This window comes from Streptomyces sp. NPDC048248 (assembly GCF_043201875.1).
Lineage (GTDB): Bacteria > Actinomycetota > Actinomycetes > Streptomycetales > Streptomycetaceae > Streptomyces.
The window spans coordinates 257749-275939 of record NZ_JBICZL010000003.1 but is presented as its reverse complement, the minus strand read 5'-3'; the positions used below and the strand labels follow the sequence as shown (position 1 = coordinate 275939).

General features: G+C 67.5%; 17 protein-coding genes. 7 read left to right on the top strand and 10 right to left on the bottom strand.

Annotation, left to right across the window (positions count from 1 at the left end; translation table 11 throughout):
* Positions 1-141: 141 nt before the first annotated feature.
* The gene (locus ACGFZW_RS07295; protein WP_393892363.1) at positions 142-651 is read left to right on the top strand and encodes a GNAT family N-acetyltransferase; all 510 of its coding nucleotides are present in this window, start codon (positions 142-144) and stop codon (positions 649-651) included.
* An 83-nt stretch (positions 652-734) separates the two neighbouring features.
* Here the strand turns inward: ACGFZW_RS07295 and ACGFZW_RS07290 are convergent, their stop codons facing one another.
* Positions 735-1706 (bottom strand): universal stress protein, encoded by a 972-nt coding sequence (locus tag ACGFZW_RS07290; RefSeq protein ID WP_393892053.1) that lies wholly within the window; start codon positions 1704-1706, stop codon positions 735-737.
* A gap of 236 nt (positions 1707-1942) precedes the next feature.
* Here ACGFZW_RS07290 and ACGFZW_RS07285 point away from each other — a divergent pair, with 236 nt between their 5' ends.
* Together ACGFZW_RS07285 and ACGFZW_RS07280 are read left to right on the top strand one after the other, a co-directional pair.
* Positions 1943-3148, top strand: a complete 1206-nt coding sequence (locus tag ACGFZW_RS07285; protein WP_393892052.1) for a methyltransferase — start codon at positions 1943-1945, stop codon at positions 3146-3148.
* A 479-nt stretch (positions 3149-3627) separates the two neighbouring features.
* Positions 3628-4284, top strand: coding sequence for a nucleoside/nucleotide kinase family protein (locus ACGFZW_RS07280; RefSeq protein WP_393892051.1), 657 nt, complete (start codon positions 3628-3630; stop codon positions 4282-4284).
* Positions 4285-4376: 92 nt separating this feature from the next.
* On the opposite strand, the gene ACGFZW_RS07275 is transcribed toward ACGFZW_RS07280, so the two are convergent.
* Complete coding sequence (locus ACGFZW_RS07275; RefSeq protein WP_393892050.1) at positions 4377-4754, bottom strand: hypothetical protein; 378 nt, start codon at positions 4752-4754, stop codon at positions 4377-4379.
* 395 nt (positions 4755-5149) lie between these two features.
* Between ACGFZW_RS07275 and ACGFZW_RS07270 the strand changes: the two genes are divergently transcribed.
* Positions 5150-5749, top strand: coding sequence for a MarR family winged helix-turn-helix transcriptional regulator (locus ACGFZW_RS07270; RefSeq protein ID WP_393892049.1), 600 nt, complete (start codon positions 5150-5152; stop codon positions 5747-5749).
* Positions 5746-6594: an alpha/beta fold hydrolase gene (locus ACGFZW_RS07265; protein WP_393892048.1), complete on the top strand. Its 849-nt coding sequence runs from the start codon at positions 5746-5748 to the stop codon at positions 6592-6594. The genes ACGFZW_RS07270 and ACGFZW_RS07265 overlap by 4 nt, the downstream gene beginning before the upstream one ends.
* A gap of 265 nt (positions 6595-6859) precedes the next feature.
* On the opposite strand, the gene ACGFZW_RS07260 is transcribed toward ACGFZW_RS07265, so the two are convergent.
* The 8 genes from ACGFZW_RS07260 to ACGFZW_RS07225 all read right to left on the bottom strand — a co-directional run bounded on the left by ACGFZW_RS07260 (position 6860) and on the right by ACGFZW_RS07225 (position 16194).
* The gene (locus tag ACGFZW_RS07260) at positions 6860-7360 is read right to left on the bottom strand and encodes a VOC family protein (RefSeq protein ID WP_393892047.1); all 501 of its coding nucleotides are present in this window, start codon (positions 7358-7360) and stop codon (positions 6860-6862) included.
* A 56-nt stretch (positions 7361-7416) separates the two neighbouring features.
* On the bottom strand, positions 7417-7968 hold the full coding sequence (locus ACGFZW_RS07255) for a DoxX family protein (RefSeq protein WP_393892046.1): 552 nt from the start codon (positions 7966-7968) through the stop codon (positions 7417-7419).
* 187 nt (positions 7969-8155) lie between these two features.
* Entirely contained in the window at positions 8156-9250 is a 1095-nt protein-coding gene (locus tag ACGFZW_RS07250; RefSeq protein ID WP_393892045.1) for a DUF1152 domain-containing protein, read from the bottom strand.
* A 1154-nt stretch (positions 9251-10404) separates the two neighbouring features.
* Positions 10405-11625, bottom strand: coding sequence for a DUF262 domain-containing protein (locus ACGFZW_RS07245; RefSeq protein WP_393892044.1), 1221 nt, complete (start codon positions 11623-11625; stop codon positions 10405-10407).
* A gap of 250 nt (positions 11626-11875) precedes the next feature.
* Positions 11876-13210, bottom strand: a complete 1335-nt coding sequence (locus ACGFZW_RS07240; RefSeq protein WP_393892043.1) for a hypothetical protein — start codon at positions 13208-13210, stop codon at positions 11876-11878.
* Positions 13211-13434: 224 nt separating this feature from the next.
* Complete coding sequence (locus ACGFZW_RS07235; RefSeq protein ID WP_393892042.1) at positions 13435-14019, bottom strand: hypothetical protein; 585 nt, start codon at positions 14017-14019, stop codon at positions 13435-13437.
* 635 nt (positions 14020-14654) lie between these two features.
* Positions 14655-15338, bottom strand: a complete 684-nt coding sequence (locus ACGFZW_RS07230) for an HAD family hydrolase (RefSeq protein ID WP_393892041.1) — start codon at positions 15336-15338, stop codon at positions 14655-14657.
* Positions 15328-16194: a GntR family transcriptional regulator gene (locus ACGFZW_RS07225; RefSeq protein WP_393892040.1), complete on the bottom strand. Its 867-nt coding sequence runs from the start codon at positions 16192-16194 to the stop codon at positions 15328-15330. The genes ACGFZW_RS07230 and ACGFZW_RS07225 overlap by 11 nt, the downstream gene beginning before the upstream one ends.
* A 139-nt stretch (positions 16195-16333) precedes the next feature.
* On the opposite strand from ACGFZW_RS07225, the gene ACGFZW_RS07220 reads away from it, so the two are divergent.
* A complete protein-coding gene (locus tag ACGFZW_RS07220) occupies positions 16334-16663 on the top strand; it encodes a hypothetical protein (RefSeq protein WP_393892039.1) in 330 nt (109 codons plus the stop codon).
* Between the two features lie 3 nt (positions 16664-16666).
* Positions 16667-18007: an FtsK/SpoIIIE domain-containing protein gene (locus ACGFZW_RS07215; RefSeq protein ID WP_393892038.1), complete on the top strand. Its 1341-nt coding sequence runs from the start codon at positions 16667-16669 to the stop codon at positions 18005-18007.
* Positions 18008-18191: the final 184 nt, after the last annotated feature.

Genomic DNA, 18191 nt, shown 5'->3' with positions numbered 1-18191 from the left:
AGCAGTGCGAGCGGTACGGGGAGTACGGGCAGCAGGGGAAGTACGGGCAGCACGAACGGCCCGGGAGCCGGCAGCGGCAGGAACGCGACGGGGCCCGGCCCGAGCACCCCGGGCCCGTCGGCAGATCCGTACGGCGGCGCCATCACCTGGCGTCCGCGCCCCGAGACTCCTGAGGACACAGCGGCCGTCCGCCGTATCAACCTCGCGGCCTTCGAGGGTGCGGAGGAAGCCGATCTCGTGGACGCCTTGCGCCGCGATCCGACGGCCTGGCTGCCCGGCCTGTCGTTCGTCGCCGAGGCTCCTGACGGCACCCCCGTCGCCCACGCGCTGCTGACCCGCTGCCATGTCGACGACGTCCCCGCTGTCGCCCTCGCGCCGTGCGGCGTGCTTCCGCGGTACCAGCGGTCGGGGGCCGGCAGCGCGGTGATCCGGGCACTGCTGGAGGCCGCGCGCGCGGCCGGCGAGCGGACCGCGATCGTCCTCGGCCACCCGCCCTACTACCCGCGCTTCGGCTTCGCCCCGGCCGCCACCCGGTTCGGGATCCTGCCTCCGCAGCCCTGGCCGGACGAGGCGTTCCTGGCGCTCTCCCTGGACGGCTCGACTCCGCCACACGGCACGGTGCGTTACGCGACGGCCTTCGGCATCGACTGACGTCGCAAGGCGCGAGCCGTGAGGCCCGAGCGGGACGGCTTGCCAGCCGGCAGCGGGCAGCGGGCAGCGGGCAGCGGGCAGCGTCAGACGATGGGTGGTGGGTGGCCGCCGTCCGCCCGCGCGACGTCCGGCACGACCGCGACCGGGCACAGGGCGTGCAGCAGGACCGCATGCGCCACCGAGCCGAGACGCCGACCGACCGGAAGCCGGCGGGCGTGCCGTGCCACCACGAGAAGTTCACTTGCCCGGGACGCCTCGGCCAACTGCCCGACGGCGTCCGCGTTGCGCAGCTGCACCTCGACATCGACCCCGGGATGACGCGCGCGATGCGGCGCCAGGGCATCCACCAGCTGGGTGCCCAGCGCGTCCTCGTACTCCTGCTGCGTGGTCTCGTAGGCCGCGGCGAATTCGAAGGACGCCGGCATCAGCATCGGCCAGGTGTAACCGGAGACGACCTTCAGCCACGCGCCCCGGCGGCTCGCCTCGGCGAAGGCGAAGCCGATCGCGCCGGGTTCCTCGGCGGGCACCTCCACACCGAGCGTCATCTGCGGGCCGGCGCGTTCCGCTGCCGGCCCGCCCCCGGCCAGGCCACCGGCCTCCTCCCCGTCCGCACCGCCGGCCCCGTCCGTACCCCTCCGGGCGCCGCCACGGTCAGGGTGCGGGACGACCACGACCGGACAGGCGGCCCGGGCCGCGCACGCGAGTCCGTTGGAGCCGAGCAGCAGACTGGCGAAGCCACCGCGGCCGCGCGAACCCAGAACGAGCAGCTGCCCCTCCTCGCCGAGCGCGGTCAGCAGCGCTTCGGTCAGCCCGCTGAGACCACGGAATTCGACCTCCGGCAGGCTCTGCACCGCCGCGTCCGCCCGCAGGGCGTCCAGCACGGGATCTCCGGTGCCCTCCTCCTCCGCAGCGGCTCGCGAGGAGGCGGCGTATGGCTGGATGTGCACCACCTGAAGGGGCGCCGACCGCAGTCGGGCGGCCTCCACCGCCCAGTACAGCGCACGCTCGCTGTCCACGGAGCCGTCCACCCCGACGATGATCGGACGGGTGTCCATGGATGCCTCCTGCGACGTGCGATGAGCGTGGGGAATGGCTGTCTCCATCCTGCTCCGGCCCGGGCGGCGAGGACAGCGAGCTAAAGAGCCACGTCCGGCACGGAGTAGAGTCGACCGTCACCACCCCCACCCACCGCCCGTACGGGCGCGCTCGCGGCGCCCCCCGGGGCCGCCGGGATCCGCCGCAGCGGCGGACAGCGGAAGGGGGTCGAACCACTAACGCGAGGCACATTTCGGTGAACTCACCACCGGTCGTCGAATGGACCGAGGCCGACCAGGCCCGCTCCGCCCTGTGGCGTTCCGAGAACGGCGCGCCGCCGCCCCGCCGCCTCGTCATCGCGGACGACCGCACGAAAGCCGACGACGCGTACAAGCTCGCCTGCGAGGGCACCGCGCTGCTGTGGCGAGGCGACTTCCACAACGCGCGCCAGCTGCTGACGGCGCTGGCCCGCCGCATCGACCGCCGCCCGCGCAAGGCGCCTCCCTCGGATGTCACTCAGGCCTTCCACCTGCACCGGGCCGCGCAGAACCAACGGGCCCGCATCCTGGGCATGCTCCTGATCCCGCTCGACGCGACCTACGGCGTCCCGCTGCACCGAGCCCCCGACGTCCGGGAAGCGTGCGCGCAGGCATACGGCCCACCGCCGCAGCCGGAGCCGGAGCAGCCGGCCGAGACCTCAGGCGGCACCGCGTCTGTCCGTGCCCCCGCTTCCGCGCCCGAGGTGGCTTTCGTCGTCTCGCTGCGTGAGCTGCTCGGCCTGATCGGTGCGAGCGAATGGCGCAAGAAGGGCGTGGCGATCCCTTCGCTCGGCGGCGACCGGATCCACCCCCACTACGGCGTCTTCTCGCCCGCCCGCGGCGAATACGTCGACCTGGTGGCCGAGGCGCCGCTGCCGGGCGAGGAGCTGGCCTTCGACATCGGGACCGGCACCGGCGTGCTGGCCGCGGTGCTCGCCCGGCGCGGGGTGCGGCGCATCGTCGCCACCGACCAGGACCCGCGCGCGCTGGCGTGCGCCCGCGAGAACACCGAACGGCTCGGTGTCGCCGGGCAGGTGGAGGTCGTCGAGGCCGACCTGTTCCCGGCCGGCCGGGCCCCGCTGATCGTCTGCAACCCGCCCTGGGTGCCGGCCAAACCGACCTCCCCGGTGGAGCATGCCGTGTACGACCCGGGGAACCGGATGCTGCACGGCTTCCTCAACGGCCTCGCGGACCATCTGACCCCGGGCGGCGAGGGCTGGCTGATCCTGTCCGACTTCGCCGAACACCTCGGGCTGCGGCCGCACGCCGAACTCCTCGACGCCTTCGCCAAGGCCGGCCTGACCGTTCTGGACCGCCACGACATCCTGCCCCGCCACCCGCGCGCCCGCGACACCTCCGACCCCCTGCACGTGGCCCGCGCCGCCGAGGTCACCTCCCTGTGGAGGCTGGGCGCGACCGCCTGAACCACCGCCGGGCGACGTCGGGCTGTCCGGCTCCCACCAGCACCTGGTGTCGGACGCCGCGCGTCCGGCCTCCGGGGCTTGGCGCCGGAGCCCGGCTCCGGCGCCTGGCGTGGCGTACGTCCGGCACGGGTCCTACGAGCGGAAGGCGGCCGACATCCGGGGCACCCGCCCCTTCTCGGCCGCAAGCCCACGCACGGGCCCGTCGTAGCCACGCCCGGGTGCCGCTCCGGAAGAGCACGAGCACCCCGCACAGCATCCGCACACCCGCACCCGCACCCGCACCGAGCCAGCGCACCCTACTGCGTCACCGGCTTCACTGCATCACCAGCTTCGGCAGGCGTCCTTGGCGGTGGTGACCTCCCTCTCCCGGCAGCAGAGGGGTTGGCACCACTCCCTTGCCCGGTACCCCGCGCCGGGACCCTCCACCTTCAAGGGGCCCTCGCCGATCGTGCGCTCGCGATCGTGCACGATGGACCACCATGGACGCCCAGCAGCTTCTCTCCCGCGCCCGCCGACTCGCTGCCACCGCCACCGCCGACCGTCGTCGCCTGCTCGGCATCACCGGGCCGCCCGGTGCGGGCAAGTCCACGCTCGCCGCCCGTCTCGTGACGGAGCTGGCCGGGCAGGCCGCTCTCGTCCCGATGGACGGTTTCCACCTCGCGGAGGCGGAGTTGCAGCGGCTGGACCGCCGCGACCGCAAGGGCGCACCCGACACCTTCGACTCCGCCGGCTACGCGGCCCTGCTGGCGCGCCTACGCTCCCGGGAACCCGAGGCCACCGTCTACGCGCCGGCCTTCGACCGTCGTATCGAGGAGCCCGTAGCCGGAAGCATCCCCGTGGCGCCCGAGGTGCCGCTCGTCGTCACCGAAGGCAATTACCTCCTGCTGGACTCCCCACCGTGGGCCCGGGTCCGCGCGCTGCTCGACGAGGTCTGGTACGTCGAGCTGGAGACCCCGGAGCGGGTCAGGCGCCTGATCGACCGCCACGAGCGATTCGGCCGGCCGCACGCGGAGGCCGAGCGGTTCGTTCACGCCTCGGACGAGGCCAACGCCCGTGTGGTGGCGTCGACTCGAAACCGCGCCGATCTCATCGTCACCTTTGCGCCCGAAACGGCTCCTCCCCCACTGGCCGAATAGCGCCCCTCGCACCACACTCCTCACACGTCCTGCCTGCTCCGTGGCACCCGCCTCGCCCCCGGGGCCGGCACAGCGCCCGGAGCCGGCGGATCTCAGTCCCCTTGCCGCCGCCCCTTCGCGAGCAGTCCGACGAGCGACAGCGCTCCCCATCCGACGGACACCGCGACCGCCTTCTTCCGTGCCCGGTCCGGCAGCGTCGCCCCGAGGAGTACGGCGTCCCCGAAGTCGGCGGCGAGGCGCACACATACGGCCGTACGCAGCGCCGGGCCGGCGGGCGCGAAGACCATCGCGAGCCCACTCGCCGCATCGCGCCAACCGAGCGGGCGCAGCGAAATCCGGGTCGCCGACTCGCTCTTCCCCTCGTCGTTCACCAGCCCTGAGGGCCTGGCCAGCAGGTCGGGCAGCGCGGTCACCGCGATCCCGTAGACCGCCGTCGCCGCCCCCACCGCCCTCAAGAGACCAACCTTCATCCGCCGTCCACCCCTCACCTTTCACGTTCGCGTCACACATCTCGCGTCACACATCTCGCGTCACATATCCCGCGTTTCACATCCCGCGTTCCACCGAGGCAACCACAGCCGCACACCTCCACACATGAACGCATCCACACTCAACCGCCATGAAAGCCAACCTTCAGCGATGTAACTGCGTCTTCCCCACAGAAAGTCACAAATCATCCGCACTCACGCAACCCATGCAACTCACGCAACTCACGCAACTCCAGATCCCATCCCGCCCCTCCGACCCCCTCCCCGCGCCCCAACCCTCAACTCATTCCTCAACTCGCCCCTCAACTCGGCCCCGACCCAACCCTGCCCGCGTCCACCCCCTTCCCAAACGACACCATCGATGTCATCATGACATCATGAGTGTCGTTGAGGCGGATGACGAGAGCGGCCCGACCGCAACCGAAGACCTTCTGCGCGGCGTCGTCCGGCGCCTGCGCCCCCTCCACCGCGCGGCGGCCCGATCGGTGGAGCGCGAGCTGGTGGGCACGGGCATCACCGCAGGTGAACACGCACTGCTGGATGCCTTGCGCACCGAAGGCCCCCGCACCGTGCCTCAGTTGGCCCGGACCCTGGGGCTCGACCGGCAGCCGGTCCAACGCTGGGTGAACCACGCGGCGGAGCTTGGCCTGGTGGCCACCGCCCCCAACCCCGCCCACCGTCGCTCCTCCCTGATCCGCCTCACCACCGAGGGCTCCGAAATGATGCGCGGGATACAGGCATCCGAGAGTGCCGAGCTGCGGCGTGGACTCGCGGACCTCACCGCGGAGGAGATCGCCACCGCCCTGCGGGTGCTCGACCGGCTGGGCGAGGAATTCCGGCACCTGGCGGCCGGCTCGCGCGTTCCACCGGAGGAAACCGGCAATCCCGATATCCCGGGCAGCCATCACAGCCCGCAAGCGGCTTCGGCTTCACCAGCCCCACCGCAGGTGCCACACGAAGGACGGCTCACGGAATGACCAACGGAATCAGTGCCTGGTCCGAGATCGACAACGGCATCGTGGAGATCGAGGGCGGCGAGCTGTTCTACGAAACAGCCGGTTCGGGCCCCGCGGTGGTCCTGTTGCACGGCGCCCTGCTCGACCAGCACATGTGGGACGAACAGTTCGCCTGGCTCGTGAACTCCGGCCTGCGCGCCATCCGTTACGACTCCCGGGGCCACGGCCTCTCCTCCACCATCACCGGGGACTACGCCAACCACGACGACCTTGTGGCCCTCCTCGACGCACTCGACGTCCCCCGCGCCGTCCTCGTCGGGCTCTCGCACGGCGCCCGGGTCGCGCTCGACACCGCGCTCGCCCACCCGAGACGGGTGACGGCGCTGGCGCTCGCCTCACCGGGGATCAGCGGGCGCCCCTTCACCGACCCGTTCCTCCTGTCGCACATCAAGGAACAGGTGGCGGCGATCGGCGCACCGGACGGCGTCGAGCGGTACGTCGAGCACTTCCTGCGGATGTGGGTGGACGGGCCGCACCGTGAACCGTCCGCCGTGCACCCCGGATTGCGCGAGCGCCTGCGCGCCTCGGCCGAGGCCAACATCGAGGTCCATGCCGACGGGCTGGGCGCCGGCGGACCCGTCGAGGTCGGTGCGGCAGCACGGCTCGGCGAGATCCGGGTGCCGACGGTCGTGCTCGACGGCGACCTCGACAGCACCGACACCTCCGCCAACGCCCACGCGATCACGCTGGCCGTCCCCGGCGCCCGAAGAGTGCGCATACCGGGCGCCGCTCACATGGTCAATTTGGAGAACACCGCCCTGTTCGACCAGGAATTGCATGCCTTCCTGTCGTCCTTGCCCTACTGACCGGGTCGCCCGGCAGGACGGCGGACCGGACCCGGGGCCGCTCGACCGCGACACGGCGGGCCTCATCGACGTCGGCCCGTTCGCGACCGTATCGGCAGCAGCAGTCGTCGACCGGCGCCCGGCAGAGGCGAAAACGCCTGACGGCCTGCCGGCTCCACCCGCTCCCAAAACCCCTGGCCATGCACGACACAGCCACCCGACACAGCCCGCCGCCCCCTCCGGCAGTACCCATCACCGGGCCCCACCCTTATCCATCCCCGCACCCTCAGGTGGCGTCCCCTGCCGCAGCACCCGTCACAAGGTCGGGACCCCAGCGCTCCAACTCCACCGCCAGGTCGAGCGGACGCAGCCTGTCCGGCTCATCAGGCCCGGGCCGGCCCTCCCGCGGAACCCGCCACATGACCTCGAATTCGTTGCCGTCCGGATCCTTCGCGTACAGGGACTTGGAGACGAGATGATCGGTGGCGCCGACCAGCGCCCCGTGGGCGGCGAGGCGCGCCCGGGTCGCGGCGAGTTCACCGAGCGTCCCGACCTCCCACGCCAGGTGATAGAGACCCACCCGGCCCGCTTCCGGCCCCGGCGCATCCGGCCCTACCGCGAACAACCCCAAATCGTGGTCATTGAGCGAGTCTGGCGCGCTCAGAAACGCCGCCCGCCCGGGGGCCTCGGTGTCCAGCACGAGCCCGAGAGCATCGGTGTAAAAAGCGACGGATCCTGCCACATCGCGGACGTAGAGCACAGCATGATTAAGACGTCGTACGGACATGAGCCCTCCGATCTCCTACCGCCCCGCTCCCGCGGCCCGGCAGCGCAAGCACCCTGCTAGTTCCGGACGAGCAGCACACCGCCGGCGACCACCACGCCGAGCACCAGAGCGGCGAAGCCGTACACGAGCCGGTGCGCGCGCAAGGCAGGCAGCAGGCGGTCGGCGGCGTATCGGCCGGGGCCGGTGAGCGCCAGAGCGGCGGCCCCTGCTGTCAGCAGCAGCTCGTACTCCACACCCTTGGGAGCGAAGAAACCGCCACCCCACTTAACGGCCAGGGCATTGATCATCGTGCCGACGACCGCCGCGGCCGCGAGCGGTGTGAGCAGGCCGATCACGAGCCCAAGCCCGCCGAGCGTCTCACTGAGCCCGGCCACGACGGCCATCGTCCGCCCCGAGGGATAGCCACTCATCGTGAAGAACTGCCCGGTACCGTCCAGGCCCGGCCCGCCGAACCAGCCGAAGAGCTTCTGCGCACCGTGCAGGGCCATCGTCACGCCGAGCGCGAGCCGCAGGAGCAGCAGACCTACGTCGTAGCAGTGCGTGGAGGGCGCGGGGCGCGTCTCCGTGCCGATGCTGACGGTTCGCAGAGTGCCTAGAGGGGACGTCATGGGGAGTGCTCTTTCCCGTGAGGGCGGGGCCGACCGGCCGCGGACAGTTACTTGAAAGTTCAAGTCACCTTCGCGACGATACACAGCCCCCCGACCCCGGACAACCACGCCGACGGACCACCGAAAGCCGAAGCCACAGAGGCCACCCACAAGGAGGGGGCACGAAGTACGAGTGGCTGCGGGGTGCTCACACTTCCGGCGGTACGTGCCAGATCGGCGCCGCATGCTGCTCGGGCCGGTCGCCGAGCAGCAGCGCCTTGAGGTCCTGGCACCGTTGGCCACCGAGACCGAAAGCCTCGGCGAGCCGGCGGAACGTGGTGTGGGTGATCCCGCGGGCCCGGGCGTCGGACTCGAAGGCGTCGAGCTGACGCAGCACGACCTCCGGATCGAGCGCCTGGGTGCGCTGACCTGCCGACCGACCTGCGGTGCTGCGCTCCTGGTCGATTTCGGAGAAGCCGCAGATGTCACGGCTGTACTGCTCGACCTCGCGCAGGCTCTCCGTGGCAAGGATGGCTCGGGCGAGTTCATTGCGGTCGAGGGCTTCCTCAAGGTCCACCTCGTACGCGGCAGGACCTTCGTCCGTGAGCGGGATCGGAAGACCGTTGCCCTTGACCTCGCACAGCCCCCGGGCGCCCCGTGCGGTCGCAGCCAGCAGCGCCACCGCCTCGGAAGGGTGCCACTCCAGCACCGAGCCGATGGGCTCCACATGCTCGGCGGTGAGCGACAGAGCGACGGGCCCCAGCCGGTCACGCAGCGCCTCGGCGGAAAGCTCGCCGTCGAGACCGGGACCGGCGACCAGGAGCCGTACGGGAAAGTTCAGTTCGCAACACGCCGCGAGGGTGAGGGCGTCGGCGAGCGGGCTACGGAGAGTCAGCTCGCGTCCCTGGGCGAGGATGTCGCCGCCCACATCCAGGAGATCGACGGAGTCGGGGTCCAAGTGCCGCACCAGCTCTTCGAGTTGGCGGACCAGACCCTCGGCACCGTGGTAAGGGTCGATGAGGGCGATGGAATGCGGGAGTTCCGCCGCCAGGCCGGGAAGCGTCGAGCCCGCCGGAGCGATCGGCACCGCTTCGGCGGGGACGGTCCACACACTCGGGGTGAGGGGCCACAGACCCGTGAAGTCATCCGGCCCTCTCGGACCCGGCGCGACATCGGGCAGCAGCCGGTCCCACGCGAAGGTGAACACCGTGGCCGGGCTCTCCTCGCCGTACAGACCCGCGTCCAGCATCGCGGCGGCGACAGCGTCACCGCCCCCTCCAGCAGCCACGAACAAGCGGGTCACTTTCCCAGCGTACGATCACAAACCCCCCACCGCCGCGCCGCACAGCGGCACCCAATAGCGACCCAGATCGCCTACACCCCGCCCGACCTACGGGCCCGACAACGCAGCGACAGCGGGGGCAGCAGCTCGCCCCGGCGGCAACGGGCAACATGACGCGCCACCGGCACACAATCCGGCTGAGCACGACGCGCACGGAAAACGACAAAGGCCCAGGCATCCGAATCCACACCGGATGACCTGGACCTTTGTCATTCAAACGCAAGGAGTGGGCACAACAGGATTTGAACCTGTGACATCTGCTTTGTAAGTTCGATCGCTGATCCGCGGCAGCAGTACCTATCGAGCTCGCAGATGCCGCTCCGGTTCGCTCGATGCTGCCACGGTCCGCCGGCGTTGATGTCACCTGTGGATGTCAGTGCCACCCTGTTGTGGAGACGCACACACGGATCCGGAGGGCTCTTCGGATCGCTGTCTTTTGCCTGTTCAGAGGGACGTGAGCTAACAGTTTCCGGCGGCCTTCCGGCGCCCTACTTACGAAGTAGGATCTTATCAATTCGTCGGAAACCGTCTCTCACTTTACGCACAGTGGCTAGTTCGATCTTTGGATCTAGTTGAACTTGCATTTTGGCGGATGTGTGAGCAACCGTACCTCTGTCTGTGGCCCAACTCTCCGTGTCATCGAGCCAAGTTGCATCAATCTCGTTTTTTGTCACACCCAATGGCAGTAAGAGGAGAAGTAGGTCCTTCTCTTTAATGCCGTGATTGCGTGTCTTTATGTAAGTACTGTAATGCCCTTTGGCCGACTTGATGCGTGCGGCGAGGGTTGGATACTTTGATGAGTTATCGCCCAAATCATCCAAGCTTTCGGGAATTTGCGGACTGGACTCCCAATGCGACATCAAGCTTAGAAGGCTTGGACGGATTACCCCCGCACGCTTCCACTCCGAATGCGCCTTTGTGACTACCTCGAGTGCCCGATCTTCAATAAAGGCCTCGAACTCGGCATGAGTGAGTACTCGAAAGGCGCGCGTGCGCTCATAAACTCGATCCGAGTACAGCCCTAGGGGGCTAAACTTAGCCGGCAGGAGGTTGTGGCGCAGTTCGGTGATTCTGCGAGACATGACCCTGTAACGTGGCGACGACATCAAGACCCCTTAGGGGATGATTCGGTTGTTCTTGAACCCAGGGATCGGAACTTCTGTTTCGACGAGAATCCGTTGCAATGTCTCGCCCCAGATCGAGAGGCGCCTATGCGTGGCCAGCGGAGTCTTAGTGGTCGTCTGAATCGACTCTACGAACTCGGAGTCAGTGTCGCAGAGATCTTTGAAGGCTCTCTCCACGTCGAATTTGTCATCGATGGCAGCGTCAGCGATGGCCTGATGCCTAAAGTAGTAGGTCATGACGTCGAATACTGCGCGATTAAAACGCCCCTCATAGTCTCCGCGCGACCACCTATAAAACGCGTTTCCACCGAATACGTCAAAAGTTGCTTGGATCGCCCGATTGCACTCTTCGGCGGTTTCCTTGATCTCGCTCTCCTGTTCGGACCACGCATCGTTGAGCTCATTGACAGTGCCGTCTAGGAACTTCTTCAAATTTCCTGTGTACTCGCCCAGTCGAAGTGTGATGGCGTAGTAGCGAAGCATGATCTCGACGTCGCGCATTCGGAAGTCTGGCTTTTTGATGCGCAGAGCGGCCTGCAGCTCCGTACTGTTGTAGGTTGCTAGGTCCAAGAAGTCGGTGAAATTTCCGGGGTGTAGAGCCTGGCGCAGCTCTTGAGGAGACAACCGTACGCTGCCTGTGTTTAGTCGAAGAAATACAAGATTTAGGAATTCCTCATTCGGCCATCGACGAACCACGACAGTGCGAATGGTTTCGTTGAGAAGGGCATTCAGGTCATCAATGTACGCGCCGTCGTCCTCAAGCTTCTTCAGCGTTTTCAGGCGCAAGTCCGTACGGACGTCCAGCGACGTCAGTCCAAACCCCTTCACGTCGCCGTCACCCCTCGTGACGTCCAGGGACGATCCAATCGCGAATTGCCGGAGCGTAAGGAGGCGTTGTTTCCCGTCAAGGACGATGAATTTACCCCTCTGCCTTCTGTCCTCCGCCAACACGATCTGTGGCACAGGAAGCCCAAGGATCAGAGACTCGATGAATTTACTTTTACGTCCTCGATCCCAGGCGTCTCGACGCTGAAAGTGAGGGTTCAGTTGGATGTTCCCGCGACGAAGTTGGCTGAGGATTGTTTCTGTGGTCCAGTCCGTGTCAGTGACAACTGCGCGGTGAACGTCTGCTGAGGAGACTTCCCCGGGATCGTTTTCTTCACCGTCTTGATCGTCGAACAATTCATTTTCGTTCTGAGGGATGCGTGCCACGGTTTCCCCTTACCGTCCGCTTGGATAGGGACGTCGACTGATCTTATCGATGAGTCAGCTGCCAGGTGGTGGAATCCTGGGGAGCGCTGACTAGTCCTGCCATCGTTAGGGCCTTGCCCTCAGCGGTCAGGTCAACCACTGCCCTGGATGTGAACCTCTTCGCCGCCATTGTTGGCGAGGAAGTGCGACCCACGCTGGATGGCTTCGGCCTGGGTGCCGGCGAACGCGATGGCCCGCGGTCGGACGGACTTCAGCTTTGGTTGTCGCGGAACACCAACTCCTCCTGGCACGGCCAAGCAAGTGTCACACCGACCCGCTGACACAAGTCGACCCACCTCCGCTCGGACGGCTTTCGCTCCACCCACAGGACGGCCGACACCTCCGGTGCGCGTTCGCGGAGCTGATCTTGGTAGTCGAGGACCTGGCCCAGTCCGGCGCGTAGCTGGCGGGCCTCGTTCGCAGGCGTCAGCGATTTGACCTCGCACACCGTCAGACATCCCTCAGCATCCCGCCAGGCAAGATCGAAGTGAGGGTCGGACACGTCAGGTGACAGGGCGACGTACCCACGACGCTGGGCTTCCGCGGCCAGTAGGTTCTGCAGCCTGCGGTGTGTCGACAGGTTACGCCCCACAAGGTCGGGGTCTGGTGCGCTAGGCGTAACGGGAGCCGGCGCAACGGTCTCGTCTGGCACTACGTAGTCCTGCCCGATCTCGACTTCGGGCGCTGTGATGGTGGCCTTGACCGGCACCATGTGAAAGCGAATGACCTGTCGCAGGTCGCCACCGCCGGTGGCCGGCGCTTCGGCCTCCGTGTACGGCTGTTCAGAGTCGAGCGTCCACTCCCCCAGGTAGCGCACCGTTCCCCTAGCGCCGTCGAACAGACGCAGCCGCTTCCCAGTCTGGCTGTGCTCCAGAATCGCCCTGTTGCCCCGGATCATCTTCTGGTCACCCGTCTGACCTTCACCGGTGTAGTGGAAGGTGCCATCCTCGTTCCACGTGTCGAAGTAGCCGTGCTGGTGACCGGAACTTGGCGCGGTGAAGATCAGGACGTTGTCCGTTGTGCTGCACGGAGAAATGCCGTTCTGCGTGCTCCCCCCGAACTTCGCGTGGAGGTCGACCCTGCGGATCTCGTCCCCGGGCACGAGGTCCCAGTCTGGATCCGCGCCCTCTGACACCTCGATGGCCTCGCGCACGGCCTGCCACTCCCCATCAGTCAACCGGTGAGGACTGCCGGCAAACGGCTGCCGAAGGATCGTGGCATCGCTCATACGCGGATCGTCAACGAGGCGGTGCTTCGGGACCCGAAGGTCCAGCCACTTGTCGACCACCAACGGCACGAAGTGTCTAGGCCCCGGGTCTTCAGCCCAGTAGCGCAAGTCGGGTTGCCCATACTCTGCGGCTCCGGTGAAGTGCCCATACGCGACCGCTCCGGCGTTCGGACCAGCCACCCACAACACGAACTCATCGCCGGCCGCCACCTCACCCACGTAGCGAACGACGGTCCATGAGCTCAGGACGTGGCCGTCACGGCGATGCCCCTCAAGGTCGAACTTCTTCGGGTTGCAGCTCAGAAGCCAGGTAGACACGAACCCCCCAGGGTGACTCCGTTGGTGGGAGCACTCTAGGGGGCGGCACTGACACGGGTTGGGGCGGTGGCATGCACCACGGAGTAGCTTGCCACCAAGAAGTGAACGACCGATCGGATAGAGCCGTGGTCGCTGCTGTTTATGTCAGCAGTTGATGTCAGACCTCAGCTGCGGTGTGGACGGGTCTCCAGATCAGTCCCTCGCCCGAGCAGCCTAAACAGCTTCTATGTTGGGCTTCGCAGTACCTCACCCGCGGTAGCAACAAATGAGTTGTATGCCGGCCCGGTGTCGAAGTGCTGGTACCGCGCTTCATGCGCCGCGATGTCGACTGCAGAAGTCTCGACGGCGTGAGCCCATTCCTTCACCAGGAAAGCGGCAATCATGACCTTGTCCATGAGTTCGTCCACTGCGTCGCGCAGCTCAGGTGGACCCCACAGGTCTAGTTGACGGCTAACGGGAGCCATAGCCACCTTCAGGGCATCTATCGCCTGATGCTCTTCAGCAGGGAGCAGTTCCCCGTTCCAAAGTGCCTTCTGCGCAAGTGCCAATGCTCCGAGCATTCCAGCGTATTGCTCCATGAGCTGTGAGCAAGCCTGCCGTCGGTGTTCCCGTGCCCAGTGCCGGTGCTCAATCTCGGCCTGGTCCTGTGTCTGCTTCAGGAGAGCTGCAGAGGTCTTCTCCGCGCCGATTCGTGCGCCACGCACTGCCGCCAGACCTCCTGTCGCAGCCCCGCCAAGCGCGCCGACCATGCCGGCCACACCTGCAATGACCGCTGCGATCCCCGCATCCATTCGTACAGTCTGGATCACGACGGCGGCACCCAGGTGCCTTTTGGCTAGTGAACGCACCCTACGGTCCGCGGTGAGGGCTGCCCAGCTCACTGCACGACCCGCACCCTTACCCCTAGTTTGTACCACCACTCACCCCAGCTCCCATCCCGTCCGCCTTCGACCCACACACCGTGGAGCGGGCGGGGGGGGGGGGGGGGGGGGGGGGGGGGGGGGGGGGGGGGGGGGGCGCGGGGGCCCCGCCCCCCCCCCCCCCCCCCCCCCGCCCCCCGCCCCCCCCCCCCCCCCCCCCCCCCCCCCCCCCCCCCCCCCCCCCCCCCCCCCCCCCCCCCACGACTGCTCGGCTCTGCCTGGGTCGAAGGTGGTCGGGATGGGAGCCCACAACGCTCACCACAGATCCGCCGGCACCCGCGAACGGCGCCCTCCTATCCCGGAGTCTGAGCGCCCCCGCCGGAGGCATGTCTTGAAGCCGCGGGCTTGGTTCTCGACTCATGCCCTCCGGGCCTATCTCTCGTGGGCGCGCGTCGGCGGCGGCAGCGCCGAGCGGGCCGGAGGCAGGAGCGCGGGCGCAGCCAGAGCCGGGAAGCGCGCCCGGCGGAGCGGAGCGCAGCCGGGTGCCTTGATGAGGTAGAGAAACCTGTAACAGCTCCCCCGTCTCACCGCATCGCGTCTGCGATGGCCTCCATGCACTCGATGACTGCCTCTGCGCCTGCTTCGGCGAACGCATAGCGCTTGTGCGGCTTGTTGGCGTAGCCGATTGCGGTGCCGCCGGCCAAGTGTGCCGCCTGAATGTCAGTGAGGGAGTCGCCGATCAACACGCACTCCGACGGGCCGACTTCCAGAAGCTCAGCGGCACGCAGCAACGAGTGCGGATGGGGCTTCATGAGATCTGGACGAGTTGCCGCACGCCCTACGACTTCGCGTACGTAGCCGTCCAACGAATGCCGGGCGAGGAACGAGCGGACGCACTCGGCAGAGTTGTTGCTCACGACCGCAATCCGACGCCCCGCGGTTTGCACTGCTTCAAGCGCTGCCACAGCCCCGGGAGTGGGACATCCCGCCACGGCTACGGCTGCCACCTCAGTCGAGGTAAGGGCCTGCTCGATCCGCAGGCCAAGTTGGGGATCGGCCTGGTAGGTGAGCCGAAGGACTTCGAGCGGGTCACCGGTCTCGGAGAGCTTCGCGCTTAGAGAGTGGTCAACGGCGGCTGCTTGTCGTGCCAACTCACCTGCTACTTCCGGTGCCGGCATCCCGGCGAACACGTCGCACAGCGGGCCGTCGAAGTCGAAGAGCACGGCGGACGCCCGGGCCAACGTCCTGCGAAGGTCGTCACTGCCCATCGAGATCGAAGTCCCTTCCGATGCTCTCCCAGACGCTGTCGAACCACATGCGGGCCTGCTGTACCTGCTGAGCCCCGCTCGATGAGTCGCCGTCGTTCACTGAGTGATGGAAGAGCACGGTGTCCTTGCCCACCAGGTCGAAGATCTCGATCGCCTCCCCTTGTGCCACAACCTTGTTCGGCTTGATCGGGTAGTAGCCGAAGAAGGCGTCCTCATTGTTGATCACGTACAGCTTGAAGAACTGCGTGCCGCTGTGAACACGAACGTCGACGCGCGTTTCAGGCACAAGGCCAAGGTGCCCTAGCTCGGCGATCGAGTCTCGGATGCTGCGTGTGTAACCGACCATGATGTCGTGCATGCGGGTGCGAAGTCGGACGTCGTCGGCACAGTCTTCGCGACGTACCGGCGCTGCCTGGGGCACCGTCATGTCCGGCACGAGTATGCGGACCGTGATGCTCGATGGGGTGAGGCGTCCCACCCTGATCTTGTCCATCGGCTCTTGCAAGGCGCCATGAAGCGTCTCGCTGGAGAAGCCTGCAAAGTCGATCGTGACGTCCTTGCTGGAGAACGCCTGCTCGACGTAGGGGCGAAGGCCGGCGGGGCGCTCTGTCCTGTTGCGGACGAACACGCCGCTGCCCTTGCGGGACACCACTAGACCCTCGTCTTCGAGATCCCGTAGCGCGCGCTGGATCGTCGCTCGCGCGAACCCGTACAGCTCCGTGAGCGACTTGTGCGAGGGGAGTTTCTCTCCCGGGGCGAGCTTCCTGGTTCGGATAGCTGCTCCGAGGCTGCTCGCCACCTGCTCATACGGCGGCCGGTCGTCGTCCGGGTCTAGGGGGTCGGGAGCGAAGGTCATGCCCCCGATCGTACGCGGGAGGACCGGCATTGGGACAGCCAAGACAGTCAGGTGTTGACATGACTAGCCATGTTGCTTACGTTGGTCATGTAGCCAACATGGCTAGCCAAGTTAGTCACCTGCTTCGAGGGGAAATCCCATGCCTTCGTTCAAGATCGACACTTCGACCGCAGTGGTGTTCGTGGCGACCGCGCCGACGCCCAAGCTCGTGAACAAGCAGACTGGTGAGCGGGCCGTGGATCGGGAGTCGGGTGCGGGCCTGTCGACGGTTGGCCTTCTGATCTCTGATGAGGGGGAGGGCAACCTGTACCAGGTGACCGTCCCCGAGACGGGTCTTCCCGAGGGGCTGGCGCCGGGTACTCCGGTGTCGGTGATCGGGCTCAAGGCGCGGGACTGGGAGAACGAGTTCAACGGGCAGAAGCGCCACGGGATCTCGTTCCGCGCGGTTGCTGTCACGGCGGGTGTCTGAGTCGTGGCGGACCTGTCCACGGCGCTGGAGGTAACCGGGGCCTTAACCGGTGTTGGTGGCGTCGCCTACATCAAGGTCCGCGCTCCTCGCGCGTACTGGAAGCTGGTGGGCCTGCCCGTCACGTGGTGCCGGTTCGCCTCGAAGTACCGGACCACGATGGATGTCTGCGGGCTGACGGTCCAGCCCTCCGGCCTGCGGGCGTTCGTGGCTCGCAACGTCGCCCGCAGCGAGGTGCAGCCCGTGCCACCGAAGATCCGCCGGGTGCGCGGAACGTCGACCGGCCTGCGGGTCACGCTCCGCCTTCCCGCCGGCCTGGAGCCGGCCGATATCGCGGCTGCCTCTGAGCGCCTTCGTCACGCGTGGGGCGTGTACGCGGTGCACGTGATCCCGACCAAGCCCGGCTATGTCGAACTGCGGATGACCGGGTACGACGTACTGCGTCGCGTCCAGATGCCGCACAAGAGCATGCCCCGTGACCTGGTGGTGCCGGTCGCGCTACGCGATGACGGCAGGACGTACGAGCGGGATTACCGGAAGGTCCCGCACGCGCTGACCCTGGGCGCGAACCAGTCCGGCAAGTCCATGTATCAGCGCAACCTGATCAAGGGCCTTGCTCAACTGCCGGTCGCCCTGGTCGGGATCGACTGCAAGCGCGGTGTGGAACATTCCCGGTATGCGGCTCGTCTGTCCGCGCTCGCCGTGAATCCCTACGATGCTGCCTCGCTGATTGAGGTGCTCGTGGCGGAGATGGAAGATCGCTTCGATCTGCTCGCCAAGCATGGCGTCTCGGACCTGTGGGCCCTGCCCGAGCATCGGCGGCCAGCTCCGGTTGTGGTCCTGGTCGACGAGATCGCGGAACTGTTCCTGATCTCCTCCAAGAAGGATGAGGACCGCCGCGAGCGGATCGTCACCGGCTTGATCCGGCTCTCCCAGCTCTCCCGCGCAGTCGGCATCTACCTGGAGATCTGCGGCCAGCGCTTCGGCTCCGAACTCGGCAAGGGCGCCACCATGCTCCGCGCTCAGCTCACCGGCCGTGTCGTACACCGGGTCAACGACAAGCAGACCGCCGAAATGGGCCTCAATGACGTCGCCCCCGAGGCTGTTCCGGCTGCGTCCTTGATCCCGGCTGATCGCCCGGGGCAGGCCGTTGCGGCGGACTCTTCCGGCGGCTGGGGCCGCATCCGCACGCCGCAGACCAGTGAGGCCGAAACCGTGGCCGTCTGCCGCGAGTTCGCGCACCTGATCCCCGACCTTCCGCCCCTTGATCCGTTCCGCCCGACGGTCGCTCCGATGCTGGCGCAGACCGTGCCGCCGAAGCCCACCACGGCGCCCGCGATCCCCTGACACACCCCGCAATCCGGTTGGCGTGACCGCTTCGCGCCAGGTCCCTACCCCTCTCATGCCGAAAACGAGTCGAGGAGACCACCCATGGAAGACGGACGACCGCTGACAGCCCGAGAGTTCTTCGCCGCCCTGGCCGAGGGCTCCCCGCTCCCGCCGGCCCCCTGGGAGGACGAAGCGCCCTCCC